The organism is Streptomyces sp. NPDC051172, assembly GCF_040682555.1.
GTDB lineage: Bacteria > Actinomycetota > Actinomycetes > Streptomycetales > Streptomycetaceae > Streptomyces.
In genome coordinates this window covers 59230-74893 of sequence record NZ_JBFBBE010000017.1, presented here as the reverse complement: position 1 = coordinate 74893, position 15664 = coordinate 59230, and the positions used below count along the sequence as shown (strand labels likewise).

11 protein-coding genes and 2 pseudogenes are annotated in these 15664 nt (G+C 68.8%); 5 read left to right on the top strand and 8 right to left on the bottom strand.

The features are described from left to right. Positions 1-27 precede the first annotated feature (27 nt). From AB0N07_RS13230 to AB0N07_RS13220, 3 genes are all read right to left on the bottom strand, one after another. Positions 28-1584, bottom strand: coding sequence for an alpha-L-arabinofuranosidase B (locus tag AB0N07_RS13230; protein WP_365834337.1), 1557 nt, complete (start codon positions 1582-1584; stop codon positions 28-30). A gap of 167 nt (positions 1585-1751) precedes the next feature. After that, positions 1752-1922, bottom strand: coding sequence for a hypothetical protein (locus AB0N07_RS13225; RefSeq protein ID WP_365834336.1), 171 nt, complete (start codon positions 1920-1922; stop codon positions 1752-1754). 43 nt (positions 1923-1965) lie between these two features. After that, entirely contained in the window at positions 1966-3399 is a 1434-nt protein-coding gene (locus AB0N07_RS13220) for a glycoside hydrolase family 43 protein (RefSeq protein WP_365834335.1), read from the bottom strand. 694 nt (positions 3400-4093) lie between these two features. Between AB0N07_RS13220 and AB0N07_RS13215 the strand changes: the two genes are divergently transcribed. After that, positions 4094-5518 (top strand): family 43 glycosylhydrolase, encoded by a 1425-nt coding sequence (locus tag AB0N07_RS13215; protein ID WP_365834387.1) that lies wholly within the window; start codon positions 4094-4096, stop codon positions 5516-5518. 108 nt (positions 5519-5626) lie between these two features. Next, a pseudogene (locus tag AB0N07_RS13210) lies at positions 5627-5854 on the top strand (transposase); the annotation flags it as partial. Positions 5855-5907: 53 nt separating this feature from the next. Here AB0N07_RS13210 and AB0N07_RS13205 read toward each other — a convergent pair. The 5 genes and pseudogenes from AB0N07_RS13205 to AB0N07_RS13185 form a co-directional block, all read right to left on the bottom strand. Next, positions 5908-6006, bottom strand: a pseudogene (locus tag AB0N07_RS13205) (IS5/IS1182 family transposase); the annotation flags it as partial. A 344-nt stretch (positions 6007-6350) separates the two neighbouring features. After that, positions 6351-8123: a hypothetical protein gene (locus tag AB0N07_RS13200; RefSeq protein ID WP_365834334.1), complete on the bottom strand. Its 1773-nt coding sequence runs from the start codon at positions 8121-8123 to the stop codon at positions 6351-6353. A gap of 223 nt (positions 8124-8346) precedes the next feature. Next, the gene (locus tag AB0N07_RS13195; RefSeq protein ID WP_365834333.1) at positions 8347-9615 is read right to left on the bottom strand and encodes an alpha/beta hydrolase-fold protein; all 1269 of its coding nucleotides are present in this window, start codon (positions 9613-9615) and stop codon (positions 8347-8349) included. Between the two features lie 144 nt (positions 9616-9759). After that, positions 9760-10365 carry a dTDP-4-dehydrorhamnose 3,5-epimerase gene (rfbC, locus tag AB0N07_RS13190; protein WP_344397955.1) on the bottom strand — a complete coding sequence of 202 codons (606 nt, stop codon included), beginning with the start codon at positions 10363-10365 and terminating at the stop codon, positions 9760-9762. A gap of 27 nt (positions 10366-10392) precedes the next feature. Next, on the bottom strand, positions 10393-12399 hold the full coding sequence (locus AB0N07_RS13185; RefSeq protein WP_365834332.1) for a glycosyltransferase: 2007 nt from the start codon (positions 12397-12399) through the stop codon (positions 10393-10395). 220 nt (positions 12400-12619) lie between these two features. Between AB0N07_RS13185 and AB0N07_RS13180 the strand changes: the two genes are divergently transcribed. The 3 genes from AB0N07_RS13180 to rfbD are packed head-to-tail and all read left to right on the top strand — an operon-like array spanning position 12620 to position 15551. After that, on the top strand, positions 12620-13687 hold the full coding sequence (locus AB0N07_RS13180; protein WP_365834331.1) for a glucose-1-phosphate thymidylyltransferase: 1068 nt from the start codon (positions 12620-12622) through the stop codon (positions 13685-13687). Next, entirely contained in the window at positions 13684-14670 is a 987-nt protein-coding gene (gene rfbB / locus AB0N07_RS13175) for a dTDP-glucose 4,6-dehydratase (RefSeq protein WP_365834330.1), read from the top strand. The genes AB0N07_RS13180 and rfbB overlap by 4 nt, the downstream gene beginning before the upstream one ends. Next, entirely contained in the window at positions 14667-15551 is an 885-nt protein-coding gene (gene rfbD / locus AB0N07_RS13170; RefSeq protein ID WP_365834329.1) for a dTDP-4-dehydrorhamnose reductase, read from the top strand. The genes rfbB and rfbD overlap by 4 nt, the downstream gene beginning before the upstream one ends. Positions 15552-15664 lie beyond the last annotated feature (113 nt).

Here is a 15664-nt window from a genome sequence, read left to right as displayed (position 1 = left end):
TAGGCACTCAGAGAGGCCGGTTGCTCGTCAGCTCCAGGGAGAGGCGGTGAGCCAGCTGGTGTCCTGGGCCCACGACGTCGTGGAGTCCCAGGCGTTGGTGCCGCCGTTGCTGGCTATGTAGGCCGTGAAGTTGTAGTGGCGGATGTACTTCGTCGGGAAGTTGAAGGACTGGAAGGAGTTGCCGACCCCGCTGTTGCCCGTGGTCGGGCAGAAGGTGGCGTCCTTCGCGAACGCACTGCCGCCGTCGTCGTAGTTCAGGTTGAGCTGGTAGTTGAAGTGGCGCAGGAACTGGCCGGGCTTGTCGACGGACTCGAAGGACAGGCAGGAGGTGTTGGCCAGTCCGGCGCGGACGATCCAGGTGGCGTCCGCCTTGTCGGTGGCCGAGCTGGCGGAGTCGATGCTGGAGATGACGACCTTGGTGTCGGCGTCGTTGTGGCGCAGGTAGTGCGAGGTGCAGCAGGGCGAGGTGGTGGCCCTCAGTGAGATCCGCGAGCCGGGGGTCAGTGAGCCGGTGCTGGTCGAGCCGCTGTTGTAGCCGGCGGCGGTGATGTTGGCCTGGACGGCGTTCTCGGTGGCGTCCGAGGGGTAGCCCTGGGTCATGACACCTTCGTAGAAGGTGCCCTGGGCCCCCTTGCTGTTGTCACCGCCGATGCCCAGGATGATCGCGCCTTCCTTGTGCATCGGGTTGTAGCCGGAGACGTTGGGGCGCACGCCGCTGTAGAAGGTGGACAGGCCGCCCGACTGGGCGTCGCCGCCACGGATGGCCCACTGGTTCGGGCCACCCTTGACCATGGCGGTCAGGAACCGGTTGGTGACGGTGGGGTCGCCCGTGTTGAGGTGCTGGTTCACGCCGGAGAACAGGCCATTTTCCAGGTCGGCCATGATCCAGGGGCCGTTCCCGCTGCCGGAGCCCCAGACCTTGTTGTTGCCGAAGTAGATGGCCTCCATGTGGCCGTTGCCGGTGTCGTGGTCGTTGGTCTCGGCGTTGCCGTAGTCGAAGCAGCAGCCGCCGTTGAAGTGCGTGCCGTCGAAGATCGCGTACATGCCCTCGGGCTGGTCGCCGGTGGCGATGCCGTTGGTGTGGTCGTTGCGGTAGCCGGTGCCGGGGGCGACGTAGACGCCGTACGCCTTGTGGCCGCCGACGGTGACGGGGGCTTCGACGGCGTTGGCGAGGTTGTCCGGACCGCTTGCGGCTCCGCCCGCGGGTGCCTGGGTGAGGTCGTTGCCCTTGCCGGACTGGTCGTAGATGTCGGTGATGACGCAGCTGGTGTTTGCGCAGAAGGAGTCCTGCGCGGCGGCGTTGGCGTATCCGCCGGCGCTGAGCACGCCGATGTTCAGGGTGGCGTTGTCGGAGGCGCGCCTGACCTGGTAGAGCGGACCGTTGTACGCCCCGTACAGGGCGCGGGTGGTGCTGTGTGCGGCGACGCAGGGGGTGTTGCCCGCGGCGTAGATGTCGCACGGTCCCTGGGTGGCGGCCTGTGATGTGGTGGCTGTGGCGGTGAGCAGGCCGGCGGCGAGCGCGGCGGTGGCACCGGCCGCGAGCAGCGCGCGTCTGACGGCGCGTATCCACGGTGGTCTGATCATGAAGAGCTCCTTGAGAGGGTGGGGCGTGATGCGTCGACGCACCCTCGGTGTCCGGTGGTGCGGACGGCGGGGGCTGCCTCGACGCTGCCGGGCCCGGTGCCGGAGTCGGCTCTCTGCGGCACCGGGTCCGGTGCTGGTTGCTCGTCGGCTCCAGGGGAGGCGGCGAGTCAGTCGGTGTCCTGGGCCCACGACGTCGGGTGGTCCCAGGCGCATGTCCGGCAGCGGATCTGCCCGTGCGCGGACATCAGCCGGGCTTCGCAGACCCGGGCGCCGCCGGCGTACTCCGGGAAGTGCTGCCGCTCGGCCGCCTGACGGACCAGGGCCGGCAGCAGTCGCATCCCGCTGTCCGTCAGTGCGTCCCGCGTCCCTGTCGACGTGGGGTCAGCTCGTCACACGGAAGGTGGCGTCGCCGCGTCCCGTCGCGGTGGTGATCGGGTCGAGCCTCAGCTCGTAGGCGTAGTGCCGGATGTAGCGGTCGGGGTAGTTGTACGACTGGAACGAGGACCAGCCGGCGTCGGCGAGGCCGGCGACCTTGCGGAAGGTGGCGTCCGCGGCGAACTGGGTGGTGCCGTCGTTGCGGACCAGCTGGAAGTCGAAGTTGAAGTGGCGCAGGAAGTAGCCGGGGTGGTTCACCGACTCGAAGGAGACGGTGCCGGTGCCCGCCAGGCCGGGGCGCAGCCGGAACTGGGCGTCCTCGGCGGGGCTCACGTCGGGATCGATGCGCACGTCGAAGTTGGTCTGGCGCACGTACCGGTCCGGGAAGTTGTACGACTGGAGCCGCTGGGCGGGGGTGTTGGGCCAGCGGGCGAGCACGCGGCTCTCCTCGGCGGCGGTCAGGCTCATGATCCAGCCGTGGCGCTTCTTCGTGCCGCCCATGTTGTAGCTTCCCGAAGCCAGCTTCTGGTAGGAGGCGGGATTGGACGGGTCGGTCGTCAGGACCGGCATGTAGCCGCCGCCGGAGGCGTACTGGTCGAGGTAGAGGGCCCACTTTTTGGTGCCGTTGAACTTCATCCACATCGGGCCCTCGACCATCGACCCGGTCAGGCCGATGCCGGAGAGGTCGCCGAGCCGGGTCCAGGTTCCGAGGATGGAGTTGCTGCCCTCCAGGGTGATCTGGCCGTCACCGGAGGCCCGCACGTAACGGTAGTTGCCCACTCCGGCCGGCATCTCGATGATCTGGGTGTCGATGATCTCCTGCGCGCCGGGTCGCTCGATGTAGGTCTGCGGAGTGGTGATGGTGCGGAAGTCGCTGGTGTGGGCGTAGTAGATGCGGTGCTTCGTCTTGCCGTCGAGGGGCACGTTGGTCGCCCAGTACAGGACGTAGTCGTTGCTCTCGCGGTCGAAGATCGCCTCGGGCGCCCAGGCGTTGCGTCCGTCGGGGATGTCGCCGGCGACGTTGAGCAGCCACGGCTGTGACCAGGTGACCAGGTCGGTGGACTCCCACACCACCAGGTTGCGACTGCCGTTGTTGACGGCGGCGTTCCAGTCCTGCCCGCAGCTGATGCACAGGTCGGTCGCGATGATCCAGTACTTGCTGCCGTCGGGGGATCTCACGAATGCGGGGTCGCGCACCCCCTTCGTGCCGACCGTGGAGCGCAGGACCATCCCGCCGCCGTTGAGGTCGTTCCAGTGCAGGCCGTCCGTGCTGTGCGAGAGGTACATCTGCTGGTTGGTCGCCCCCTCACCGGTGAAATGCACCATCAGGTAACCCGGATCGGCTGCGTCGGCCCGTTGGGATGTGGTCAGGGCCTGCCCCGTGAAGAGGAGGCATGCGGCGAGCAATATCACCATCAGGCGGGCGCGGCGCGCGGACATGTGGATCTCCTGTCTTCGTGCAGGTGCCACCGTCGGGAGAGGGGAAGAGCGGGGTGGCGGGGGGAGCTCGTCTCGGTGGGGGGTGTGACAGGACGGTTGCCGCACGATCCGGAAGGGGGCGGATCCGGGCAACGGTGTGTGTCCCGGAGTGCGGTGCGTATCGCCGTGGGGACGGCGGGCCCGGGCGCGGGAGCCGGTGTGTCTGTGGTGTGACGGCGTTTCGGCGCCCACGAAGTGCTTCATCCGTGCGCGGCTTCGGCCTCCTTTCTCAGTGGGCTCCCGTTCTCAGAGGGCTCCTGTTGTCTGCGGTCCGGCACAGCAGTGGCGGCCTGCGGAATGCTGCGATATCAGCGGCGGTGACCGAGTTGCCGCCTCAGTCAACCGTGAGCCGACCGGTCCCGTAGTGCGATATATCGAACGGCGTTCGTAGAATCGGGCAGACATTAAGTGGGGGAATCGGGATGCGTCAATACATCCGACAATCCATGGCCTTTCGCGGCGGGCGCCGACCCACTCGTCGGATGCTTCTTTGACCAAAGCGTTGACCGGGGGCGAGCGCAGGACTTATGTTCTGGCCGAATTTACGAACGGCGTTCGAAATACCGGAACGGTTGAGCGGACGGTTTCTCTGCGCCGCCCGCACCAGAGGGAGCAATCCGTGAGACCTGCGCTCACCCGTCGATCGGTCCTCGGCTTGATCGCCGGCTCGGCCGCCGCCACCGTCACCGGTGTTTCGGCCGGTACCGCCCACGCCACCGTGCCCGCGTCACCAGGCGTGACGTACACGAACACCCTCGCCGAGCAGCGGGCCGACCCGCACGTCTTCAGGCACACCGACGGCTTCTACTACTTCACCGCCACGGTGCCGGAGTACGACCGCATCGTGCTCCGCCGCGCCACCACGATCCAGGGGCTGTCCTCGGCCACCGAGACGACCATCTGGACCAAGCACGCCAGCGGTGCGATGGGCGCACACATCTGGGCCCCGGAGATCCACTTCATCGACGGCAAGTGGTACATCTACTTCGCCGCCGGTGATGCCAACGACATCTGGCACATCCGGCCCTACGTCCTGGAGTGCACCGCCGCGAACCCGATCACGGGGAGCTGGACGGAGAAGGGGCGTATCGCCCTGCCGCTGGACACCTTCTCCCTGGACGCGACGACCTTCGCCGTGAACGGCACCCGCTACCTCGCCTGGGCGCAGAACGACCCGGCCGTCGGCCGCGGCACCAACATCTACATCGCGCAGATGTCCGGCCCGTGGACCATCACCGGCACCCCGGTCATGATCAGCAGGCCCACCGCCGCATGGGAGACCGCCGGAGGCGAGACGGTCAACGAGGGCCCAGCCGTGATCCAGCGGGGCGGCAAGGTCTTCCTGACCTTCTCGGCCAGTGCCACCGACGCCAACTACTGCATGGGCATGCTGACCGCGTCCGCCTCGGCCGACCTGCTCAGCGCCTCGTCGTGGGCCAAGAGCGCCGACCCGGTCTTCGCCAGCAACGCCGCCACCAGCCAGTACGGCCCCGGGCACAACCAGTTCACGGTCTCCGAGGACGGCACGTCGGACATCCTCGTCTACCACGACCGCAGCTACAAGGACATCAGCGGTTCCCCGCTCAACGACCCCAACCGCCGCACCCGCGTCCAGAAGATCTACTGGAAGGCCGACGGCACGCCCGACTTCGGCATCCCGGTCGCCGACGGTCTCACCCCGATCCGGCTCTCGTCGTACAACTTCCCCGACCGGTTCGTTCGGCACTGGGACTACCGCGCCAAGATCGAGGCGAACGTCTCGCCGCTGGCCGACTCGCAGTTCCAAGTCGTCACGGGTCTGGCCGGCACGGGCACCGTCTCCCTGGAATCGGCCAACTTCCCGGGCTACTTCCTGCGCCACAAGAACTACGAGGTGTGGGTGGAGAAGAACGACGGGACGGCGCAGTTCGCGTCCGACGCCTCCTTCACCGCCCGGACCGGCCTCGCGGACTCCGCCGGGGTCTCTTACGAGGCGTACAACCTCCCGGGCCGCTACATCCGCCACTACAACTACCTGCTCTACGTCCAGGCCCCCAGCACGGCGACCGACCGGGGCGACGCCACCTTCTACACACAGTGAGCCACAGCGGCGGCCGTTGCCTCTCGGGAAGCTCCGGCGGACCCCGTCGCCGAGTCTCACGGGAGGACGGACGCCGCAGCAGCGGGGAGTGGCCTCTGGCACGGCCAGAAGGTCCGCGAGGGCGCCCGCGCCATCAGCGCCCACGTGCCTCAGGTCCGGCGTCCACGCCGACGGACCCCGTGAGACCCATGCCCCGGACGCGGCCACCGCCGAGGACGGCGCCCACTGGCTCGCCTTGCCGCGCTCCCTGATCGCCCGCGGTCTCTCCGGCGTCCAACTGCTCGTCTCCGACGCGCCCATGGCGCAGCCCTGCCGGGCGCGAGCCGGCAGCGCTGCTCCGTCGGCGGTTGCGGCTGAACCGTCGCTGCCGTGCCGGCTCGGCTGTGCTCTCACGGCAGTGTGAAGTCTTCGGGGATGTCGGCCCGCCGTTCCCAGCGGATCCGTAGACGTCGGAAGCCGTGCAACCAGGCGATGTCGTCCACGTGCCAATAGATCACCGGGCCGGTCGCTCTTGAGTCGAGTTGCTCCGAGTGGCGAAGCTCCTGGTCACAGACGGGTGGTGAACCGACCGTCGGGCAGTTTCCGCAGCTGGCCGCGATCGACGAACAGCGAACCGGAGCAGAGCAAACCTCATCGACTACCGCTTGCCCCGGGCCCATCCCGAACGTGGAGACCCCCGCCTGGACGAGCCGACAGGGGTCCACGTCAGTCACCGCAGTCACATGCGTGTCACGGGTGCCCCACGTCCTCACACCTGACTCCCGCGGATCACCGGCGAACCCTCACACCGCCTTCACCGGATTCCGGGCGGACCGCCCCGCGCGCCCGCCGTTCACCGCTTCGACGGCGGTGCGGGCGGAATGGCGGCCGTGGTGATCGTCATCGGGGTGCCGGTGACGGCGATGAGGTAGATGTGTCGATGCGTGCCGCCTGGGAGGGCCCGGAAGCCTCCCGGGGGTTCGACGACGTATGTGGCGGAGGCGTGCGGCGCCAGGGTCGCCGGGCCGGAGGTGATGGTCCACCAGTTGGAGGCGCCCTGCCCGGTGCGGCTGGCGAAGTGCGGGGCGAGGGCGTCGCCCGTGGTGTTGACGGCCCGTACGGCGACGGCGGTGACGCCGGCGCCCGAGTGGTGGGTGGCGTAGCGGGGGGCGAGGCTCATGCGCAGGGGCGGCGGGCTTGCGGCGGCGACCGTCACACAGACGAGGGCGGGCAGGAGCAGGCCCGCGGCCACGGCGCCCTTCGCGCGGCGGCCGAAGGCGCCGGGCGGGCGTGGCTGCCAGGCGGTGGCGAACGCGGCGGCCGGGACGGTGGCGACGGCCGCGAGCCACAGCGGCGTCATCATCAGGAAGTAGCCGTCCTGGGAACGCGTGGCCAGATAGAACGCGCACCAGGGCAGCACGGTGATCGCGGGGCCGAGGCGCCGGACGAACAGCAGCGTGGCGGCCATCAGGCCTAGCAGGAGCAGCAGGCTGCCGTAGGAGTAGTAGTCGAGGCGGCTGCTGCCCGCGGTGAAGTAGTACGAGATGCCCATCAGGCCCTGACCGTGCAGGATCGCCTTCTGGTTCAGCGGCAGCAACAGGCCGTGCAGCCAGGCGGAGGACTCCTGGACGGCGAAGTAGGCGTTGACGGCGGCCCAGGCGAGTACGGCCGTGCCGGTATAGCGGGCGGTGACGGAGAGTGCCCGCCGCGGGCCGAGTTCGCCGCGTCTGACGGCGTACAGGCCGATCAGGAGGAACGGCGTGAGGAACCAGGCGAGTTGCTGGGCGGCGCAGGCCGCGCCCAGACAGGCCGCCCGCAGCACTCCCCTGCCTCCCAGTTGACCGCCCGCGCCGGTGGCGGGCCAGCGCACCACCACGGGGACGAGGAGGGCGAGGGCCGTGATCGCCGGGTAGCCGGCGTAGGCGTACTGGGGCAGGAAGCCGAAGCCGAGGCAGACGGCGGTGGCCGCCGATCGCCAGGGTGCCGGCAGCAGGAGCCACAACAGGACCGAGGAGGCCAGGAGCGCGCCGGTGGTCACCAGCGTGGCGGCCGCCGTCGAATGGACGAAAGCATGCACCGGGGTGGCGAGCAGGGCCGTCAGCGGCGGATAGCCGTAGGTGTAGTCGGCACCGCCGGACATGGTCTTGGTGATCCCGACGCGTGCGCCGTCGAACAGCCAGGGCCAGGACTGGCCGTAGACGGGATGACCGTGCAGGATCTGGTTCGCGGCCTGGGCGGTCAGCACGCCTTCGTCGGTGCCCGTGTGGTCGAGCAGATAGCCGCAGGTCACCAGCGCCACAGCGGTCAGCAGCACCGCCGCGTCCACCCGGACCAGCGCCCGCCGGGTGGGCACCAGGAGGGCGAGCACGGCACAGACCAGGATCGAGGCGTAGCAGGCGGAGATCGTCGCGGCGACGGCCGGGTGGGAGGCCATCGCGGCGGTCCAGGCGTCCCGCGTCCCGATGAACAGGCTGATCGTGGCCACCAGCGTCATCCCACGATGCCACTGCTGGAGGCCGGCCTCCTGGACCCCGGGCACCGCGGCCCGGGTCGAAGGCGTCGCCATCAGGTCCGTCCCGGCGCTCCCGGGAAGCTCGACGCTTGTTCCGGCGCGACGGGCGTCCATCACGCGACCGCCTCCTCCCTGCCTCATCTCCATTGGGCAGCACCCACGCGTGTTCAGCCACTCGGGACCAACTACTACAACGTGTAGGTAAGTGCTGGAGGGGCGAGTCTCACAGGATCAGGGACCATCCGTCGGCCGACCCCGCGTGGCCTCGGGGAGGGGCAGGCTGCTTCTCACCGACCTCTCACCCTACAGTTCGTAGGGTGAGAGGAAGGGCCTTGCGTCACCTGCGCCTGGTGGGGGCTGTCGAGGGCTCCTGGCCCGAGGCACGCACCGTGGTGTGGCCCGGCTTCGGCTTGGGGAGGTGCCGGGGCACGACGTCCTGGGGGAAGGTCAGCTGCTGGTTCATCCACTTCAGGGTGGCCGGCATCTCCCGAACCCAGGTCGGGAAGTTGTGGCTGCCGTTCTCGGGCAGGATCGACACGACGCGCATGGGTGCCTTGACGGCCTTGATGAAGGCCAGGGTCTCCGGGTAGCCCTTCTCGCCGTGCTTGCTGTCGGCGACCAGGACGGAGACCTGGGGCACGGGAAGGTGCTTGAGCCGCCACATCAGGTCGTGACTGTTGATCCGGTTGACGCGGCCCAGTCCGCTGCCGAAGAGGTTGCCCGTCGTGGCGTCGTCCTTGATCTTGTAGTCGGGCGACAGGGCACCGGCCGTCGTGTACACGTTCGGGTTGCGCATCGTCAGCTGCAGGGCGCAGGTGCCGCCGGAGGAGTAACCCATGACACCCCAGGCGGTGGCGTCGTGGCCCACCCGGTACGTGGCCTTCAGGGCCTCCGGCAGGTCCTTCGCCAGGAACGTCTCGGTCTGCGGTCCGCCCGGCACGTCCACGCACTCGGTGTCGCGCGGCGGAGCGATCGTCGGCCGGATCATCACCATGATGGTCGGCTGCATCTGGCCGCTCTTCTGCAGCTCTCCGGCGGTCTGTGACACCCGCAGGTACTGCGCCAGGTTGAAGATGGAGCCGGGGTAGCCGCTGAGCGCGACGATCACCGGGAAGCGCTGCCGGTGGTACGCCTTCTGGAAGTACTGCGGCGGCAGGTACACGAAGGCCGGGTCGACGACGCCGGTGCGGCGGCCGATGACCTTCACGGACTCGACCCGCCCGTTCACCGCTGCGGGGCCGGTGGGCAGTCCGCTGACGCGGTTCAACTGCTCGACACCGTTGGGCTGTATGAGGGAGGAGCCCTTCACGGAGATGCCGGAGATGGCCCCGTCGTTGTTCCCACTCGCCTGGGTGACACCGACGGGAGCGGTGTCGACGTTGCCGAAGAGCTCACCCCATGATCCGAAGAACTGGTACGACGAGTTCAGCCAGCAGGCGAAGGCGGCGATGATCGTCACCTGGGCGACTCCGATGGCCCCCAGACGTCCGAGCACCTGCCACACGCCCTGCTTGGCCAGCCGTGGCCACAGCCAGACCAACAGCGCCACACAAATGGCGGCCACTGCCGCCATCACGTACACAGTCGTCTCGCTGGTCAAACCCATGCCACTCAGTCCCCGGTTTCCTTGCCCGTGGTTTTTCCGTCACCCAGGAGGAGGGTTGCGGACCCTTCCGCGTTCCCCAAGAAACGCTAATGGGACAAAGCCCATACCTCTTTCTTGACTTCACAGAAGGGCCGTCACCAGAGGTCAGGAGCCGTCAGCCGTCCGGAGGGACCTGCGGTATGTGACGCAGTCCTCATACAGCGGCAGCAGACCCTGGGCCTCCGCCTCGGCGAGCGTCGGCGCCTGCTCGTCCTTCGGGGACAGCAGCGGCTCGATGCCGTCCGGCCACTGGATGGCGAGGTCCGGGTCGAGCGGATGGATGCCGTGCTCACGCTCGGGGGCGTAACCCTCGGAGCAGAGGTACACCACCGTCGCGTCGTCCGTCAGGGCGAAGAAGGCGTGGCCGAGGCCCTCCGACAAGTAGACCGCGTGATGCGTCTCGTCGTCGAGCCGGACGGCCTCCCACTGCTTGTACGTCGGTGATCCGACCCGGATGTCGACGATGACGTCGATGACCGCGCCGCGCACGCACTTGACGTACTTGGCCTGGCTCGGCGGAACGTCGGCGAAGTGGATGCCGCGCAGGGTGCCCCGCTTGGAGACGGAGCAGTTGGCCTGGGCCAGGTTGAGGTCCTGGCCGGTGGCCTCGCGGAAGTCGGCGCCGCGGAACCACTCGTGGAAGCTGCCGCGGTCGTCGGGGAAGACCTTGGGCTCCAGTACCCAAGCGCCGTCAATGCCCAGTGGTCGCACGTATCGATCCTAGTTCGCGTGGTTCGGTTACTTCTTCAGAGCCCTACGGAGCCTGCCCGCCGCGCGGCGCAGGAATGTCCGCTTTGCCGGGCGAGAGGCAGTCTTGGGCCGCCCGGGGGCCTTGGCCGCCAGGTCGGCGGCCGCGGCCGCGAGGGGTTTGACTTCGGCACCACTCGCGGAGACATCGAGCACCAGCGGCAGTGCCACCGGCTTGCCTGCGCCGGCCGACGGCAGGATCAGCTCCAGCCGCCACTGGCCGTCCACCAGTTCACCAAGCGTAAGGCCGGCCCTCAACTCGGCCTCACCGGTCGTACGAGCGGCCAGGGTGGCGGGGAACTCGACCGAACGGCTGGTCGCGACCTTCGTCAGCTTCACGGCTGCTTCACTCTCGCCCTGGAGGTGGAAGGGCAGCGCAACGGTGAGGCGGTCGGGGCCCGTCGTCACGGTGACGTCGGCGACGGTGTGACCGGCGAACTCGTACGAGATCCGGTTGGTCTTCCGGTCGACATCGAGCGAGAGGTTGCCGTGCGGGTCGGTCCAGTACGGCAGGACCAGGTGCGCCGGGGAGCCCACAACGGCAGCGCGCCGTCCGTGCCCGGCCGCCTCGCTGCGCACGGAACCCAGGCGGGTCTCCTTGGTCCACCCGCAGGAGCTGATGCGGATGAGGACGTCCCAGATGCCCGCATCCAGTCCGGCGCCGTTCGCCGCCGTCAGCGGGTCGATGCGCGAGGTGGCGTGCAGCACCTGCCGGAAGTACCCGTCCCGGCCCGCCACGGCGACCTTCTCCCGAGTGAACTCCACGGGCTGGAAGAACTCCGCGGCCGTCGCACGCTCACGTACGACGAGGTCCACCTTGGACTTGCCCAGCGGGGCGGAGGTGTCCGCGCCGAGCAGGGCGATGGCGTCCAGGCTGGTCTGCGGCAGCGGCGGGACGAGCAGGTCCTTGTCGCCGTCGGCGCGGAAGGTGATGGGCTCGCCGGCCGACTGGTACTCGGCGGTGAAGCCGATCGACAGCTTGCCGTCCTCCCAGCCGAGGGTCTCCAGGACGCCGGAGGGTTTGATCCCCGACTCCCACTGGGCGAACTCCTCGACGTCGGCGAGCCGGTTCGCCGCGATCAGACCGGCGACGATCTGCTGCGTGGGCTGCAGACCGGCCGCGACACCGGGCCCGAAGCGCTCGACGACCACCTTGTGGATCTCGTCGAACAGCTCCTGGCGGTAGTCCTCCGGCAGCTTCAGCAGGCGCTGTCCGCGCATGCGCTCGACCATCTCGTTGCGCAGCCAGCGGCGGAACAGCCGGTCACGCAGCGGGCCGGGCTCGGTGAGCTTCTCGACGACGTCGAGGGCCTCGCGGAGGTTCTTGAAGTAGCCGACCGGGTCGAAGCGCTGGAAGCCCGCGTTGGACGCGTCCTCGCGCTTGACGTGGTAGTAGCACAGGTAGTCGCTGAGCACGGAGACGTTCTCGGCCCGCAGATAGGCCTCGGTGACGAAGACGTGGTCCTCGAGGCGCCTGCGCCCCTCCATGTAGCGGAGGTCGTACTTGTCCAGGAACGCCTTGCGGAACATCTTGTGCGGGGTGAGGCTGTCGATCAGCGGGGCGTTCTCGACGTTCGCGTGCGGGCGGTTCTTGCGGAACAGCTCCAGCGGGACCGGGCGGCCCTTTCCGGCCATCTTGCCCACGATCACATCGGCGCCGTTCTCCACGCCGTAGTTGTACATACGCTCGAGGGCTTCGTCGCCCAGCCAGTCGTCGTTGTCCACGAACTGGATGAACTCACCCCTGGCGGCGGCGATACCGACGTTGCGCGGCTTGCCGGACCAGCCGGAGCCCTCCTGGTGGATGACGTGCATGTGGGGGTACTCGGCAGCCAGCCGGTCCAGGCGCTCGGGCGTCTCGTCGGTGGAGCCGTCGTCGACGAAGATCGCTTCGTACTCGTCGTCCGGCAGGCTCTGACGGAGAAGAGAGGCTATGCAGTCCTCGATGTAGTTGCCCGGGTTGTAGACCGGGATCACCACGCTCACCTTGATGGGCATGTCTCTTCTTCCGCTTCAGTCACTGGGGAGTCGAACGTCATGACACGGCGTACACCGCCGTCGGCTGACGGACAAGGCTAACGCGTGGCAGTCACACCGTGGGCACGTCAATCGGCGGCCGCGGCCACAAACGGATCACAAAGTCCACACGATGGTTAGGCCAACTGTGATGAAACGCACGGAGCGGTGCTCGCCCCGGAGCCCGGTTAGGATGCGCCGCATGAAGGCTCTCGTTCTCTCCGGTGGCTCGGGCACTCGCCTGCGTCCGATAACCCACACATCGGCCAAGCAGCTGGTGCCCGTCGCCAACAAGCCCGTCCTGTTCTACGGGCTGGAGGCGATCGCCGACGCCGGCATCACGGATGTCGGAATCATCGTCGGCGACACCGCCGAGGAGATCCGGGAGGCCGTCGGTGACGGCTCGAAGCTCGGGATCGACGTCACGTACATTCCTCAGGAAAAGCCGCTCGGCCTCGCGCACGCGGTGCTCATCGCGCGCGAGTTCCTGGGCGAGGACGACTTCGTCATGTACCTCGGCGACAACTTCATCGTCGGCGGCATCACGGGCCTCGTCGACGAGTTCCGTACGGAACACCCCGACGCCCAGATCCTGCTGACCCAGGTGCCGAACCCCACGTCCTTCGGTGTCGCCGAGCTCGACGAGAGCGGCCGGGTCAAGGGGCTGGAGGAGAAGCCGAAGGAGCCCAAGAGCGACCTCGCGCTGGTCGGCGTGTACCTGTTCACCCCGGCGATCCACGAGGCCGTCCGCAGCATCGAGCCCTCCTGGCGCGGCGAGCTGGAGATCACCCACGCCATCCAGTGGCTGATCGACCAGCGCAGGGACGTCCGCTCGACGACGATCTCCGGCTACTGGAAGGACACCGGGAACGTCGCCGACATGCTGGAGGTCAACCGCTCCGTCCTGGAGACGGTCGAGCCCGCCGTCGAGGGCACCGTCGACGAGTCCAGCGAGATCATCGGCCGCGTGCGCATCGACGCCGGCGCCGAGGTCCGCGGCTCGCGCATCGTCGGCCCCGCGATCATCGGCCCCGGTTCGGTGATCAGCGACTCGTACGTCGGCCCCTTCACCTCGATCTCCGAGGGCGTCCGGATCGACGACAGCGAGATCGAGTACTCCATCGTCCTGCGCGACTCCTCCATCACCGGCGTACGGCGGATCGAGACCTCGCTCATCGGCCGCGACGTCCAGGTCACCCCCGCGCCCCGCAATCCCGCAGCCCACCGACTCGTCCTCGGCGACCACAGCAAGGTGCAGATCTCTTCATGACCACGAGAATCCTGGTGACCGGCGGTGCCGGTTTCATCGGCTCCCACTACGTCCGTACGCTGCTCGGCCCAGAGGGGCCGGGGGACGTGGCGATAACCGTCCTGGACAAGCTCACCTACGCGGGCAACCCGGCCAACCTCGACGAGGTACGCGCCCACCCCGGCTTCGCCTTCGTGCAGGGTGACATCTGCGACCCCGAACTGGTCGGCAAGCTGATGGCCGAGCACGACGAGGTGGTGCACTTCGCCGCCGAGTCGCACGTGGACCGCTCCATCGACGGCGGCGCGGAGTTCGTCCGCACCAATGTCGTCGGCACCCACACCCTGATCGACGCCGCGCACCGGGCGGGCATCAAGACCTTCGTGCACATCTCCACCGACGAGGTCTACGGCTCCATCGACGAGGGCTCCTGGCCCGAGACGCACCCGCTGCAGCCCAACTCGCCCTATTCCTCGGCGAAGGCGTCCAGCGACCTGATCGCGCTGTCGTACCACCGCACCCACGGCCTCGACGTCCGCGTCACCCGCTGCTCCAACAACTACGGGCACCACCACTTCCCCGAGAAGGTCATCCCGCTCTTCATCACCAACCTCCTCGACGGCAAGAAGGTCCCGCTGTACGGCGACGGCGGCAACGTCCGCGACTGGCTGCACATCGACGACCACATCCAGGGCATCGACCTGGTGCGCACCAAGGGACGCCCGGGCGAGGTCTACAACATCGGCGGCGGCACCGAACTCTCCAACAAGGAGCTCACCGGGCTGCTGCTGGAGGCCTGCGGCGCCGACTGGGACACCAGCGTCGAGTACGTCGCCGACCGCAAGGGCCACGACCGCCGCTACTCCGTCGACTGCACGAAGATCCGCGAGGAACTCGGCTACGAGCCCCGCAAGGACTTCGCCACCGGCCTCGCGGAGACCGTCGCCTGGTACCGCGACAACCGCGCCTGGTGGGAGCCCCTGAAGGAGCGGGCGGCCCTGTGACCTCCACCTGGCTGATCACCGGTGCGGGCGGAATGCTCGGCAAGGACCTCCTGGCCCGGCTGGCGGCCGACGGCGTGCCGAGCGTCGCCCTGACCCGGGGGGACCTCGACATCACGGACCCGGAGGCGGTGCACGAGGCCGTCGCGGAACACGAGCCGGACGTGGTGGTCAACTGCGCCGCCTGGACCGCCGTCGACGACGCGGAGACCCAGGAGGCCGAGGCGCTGCGGATCAACGGCGACGGTCCCCGGCACCTGGCCGCGGCCTGCGCCAAGACCGGCGCCAGGCTGCTCCAGGTCTCCACGGACTACGTCTTCGCGGGCGACGGCGCCTCTCCGTACGCCGAGGACGCCCCAACCGCCCCACGCAGCGCCTACGGCCGCACCAAGCTGGCCGGTGAGCAGGCGGTGCTGACCGCACTCCCGGACGCGGGCCACGTGGTGCGCACGGCGTGGCTGTACGGGGCGGGCGGCGGCAATTTCGTCCGCACGATGATCAAGCTGGAAGGCGTCAAGGACACCCTCGACGTGGTCGACGACCAGCGTGGCCAGCCCACCTGGACCGTGGACCTCGCCGACCGGCTGGTCCGCCTCGGGCAGTCCGCGCTGGCGGGCACCGCCCCGGCGGGGATCTACCACGGCACCAGCGGCGGCGAGACCACTTGGTACGGCCTCACCCGGGAGATCTTCCGGCTGCTCGGCGCGGACCCCGAGCGGGTCCGCCCCACCACCAGCGCCGCCTTCGTCCGCCCGGCCCCCCGGCCGGCGTACAGCGTCCTCGGCCACGACCGCTGGGCGGCCGCCGGGATCGAGCCGATCCGCGACTGGCGCGAGGCTCTGCATGAGGCGTTTCCGGCGCTGCTGGCGGCCGAGCGGCCGTAAGCCGACGTACGACTCGTCTTGAAACGAGCGGGGTGGCCGAATCCATTCTGGTTGCGGCCACCCCGCTCGTCCGTACGGCGACGGACGAGGAGGACCGCACCGCCGCCCAGCAC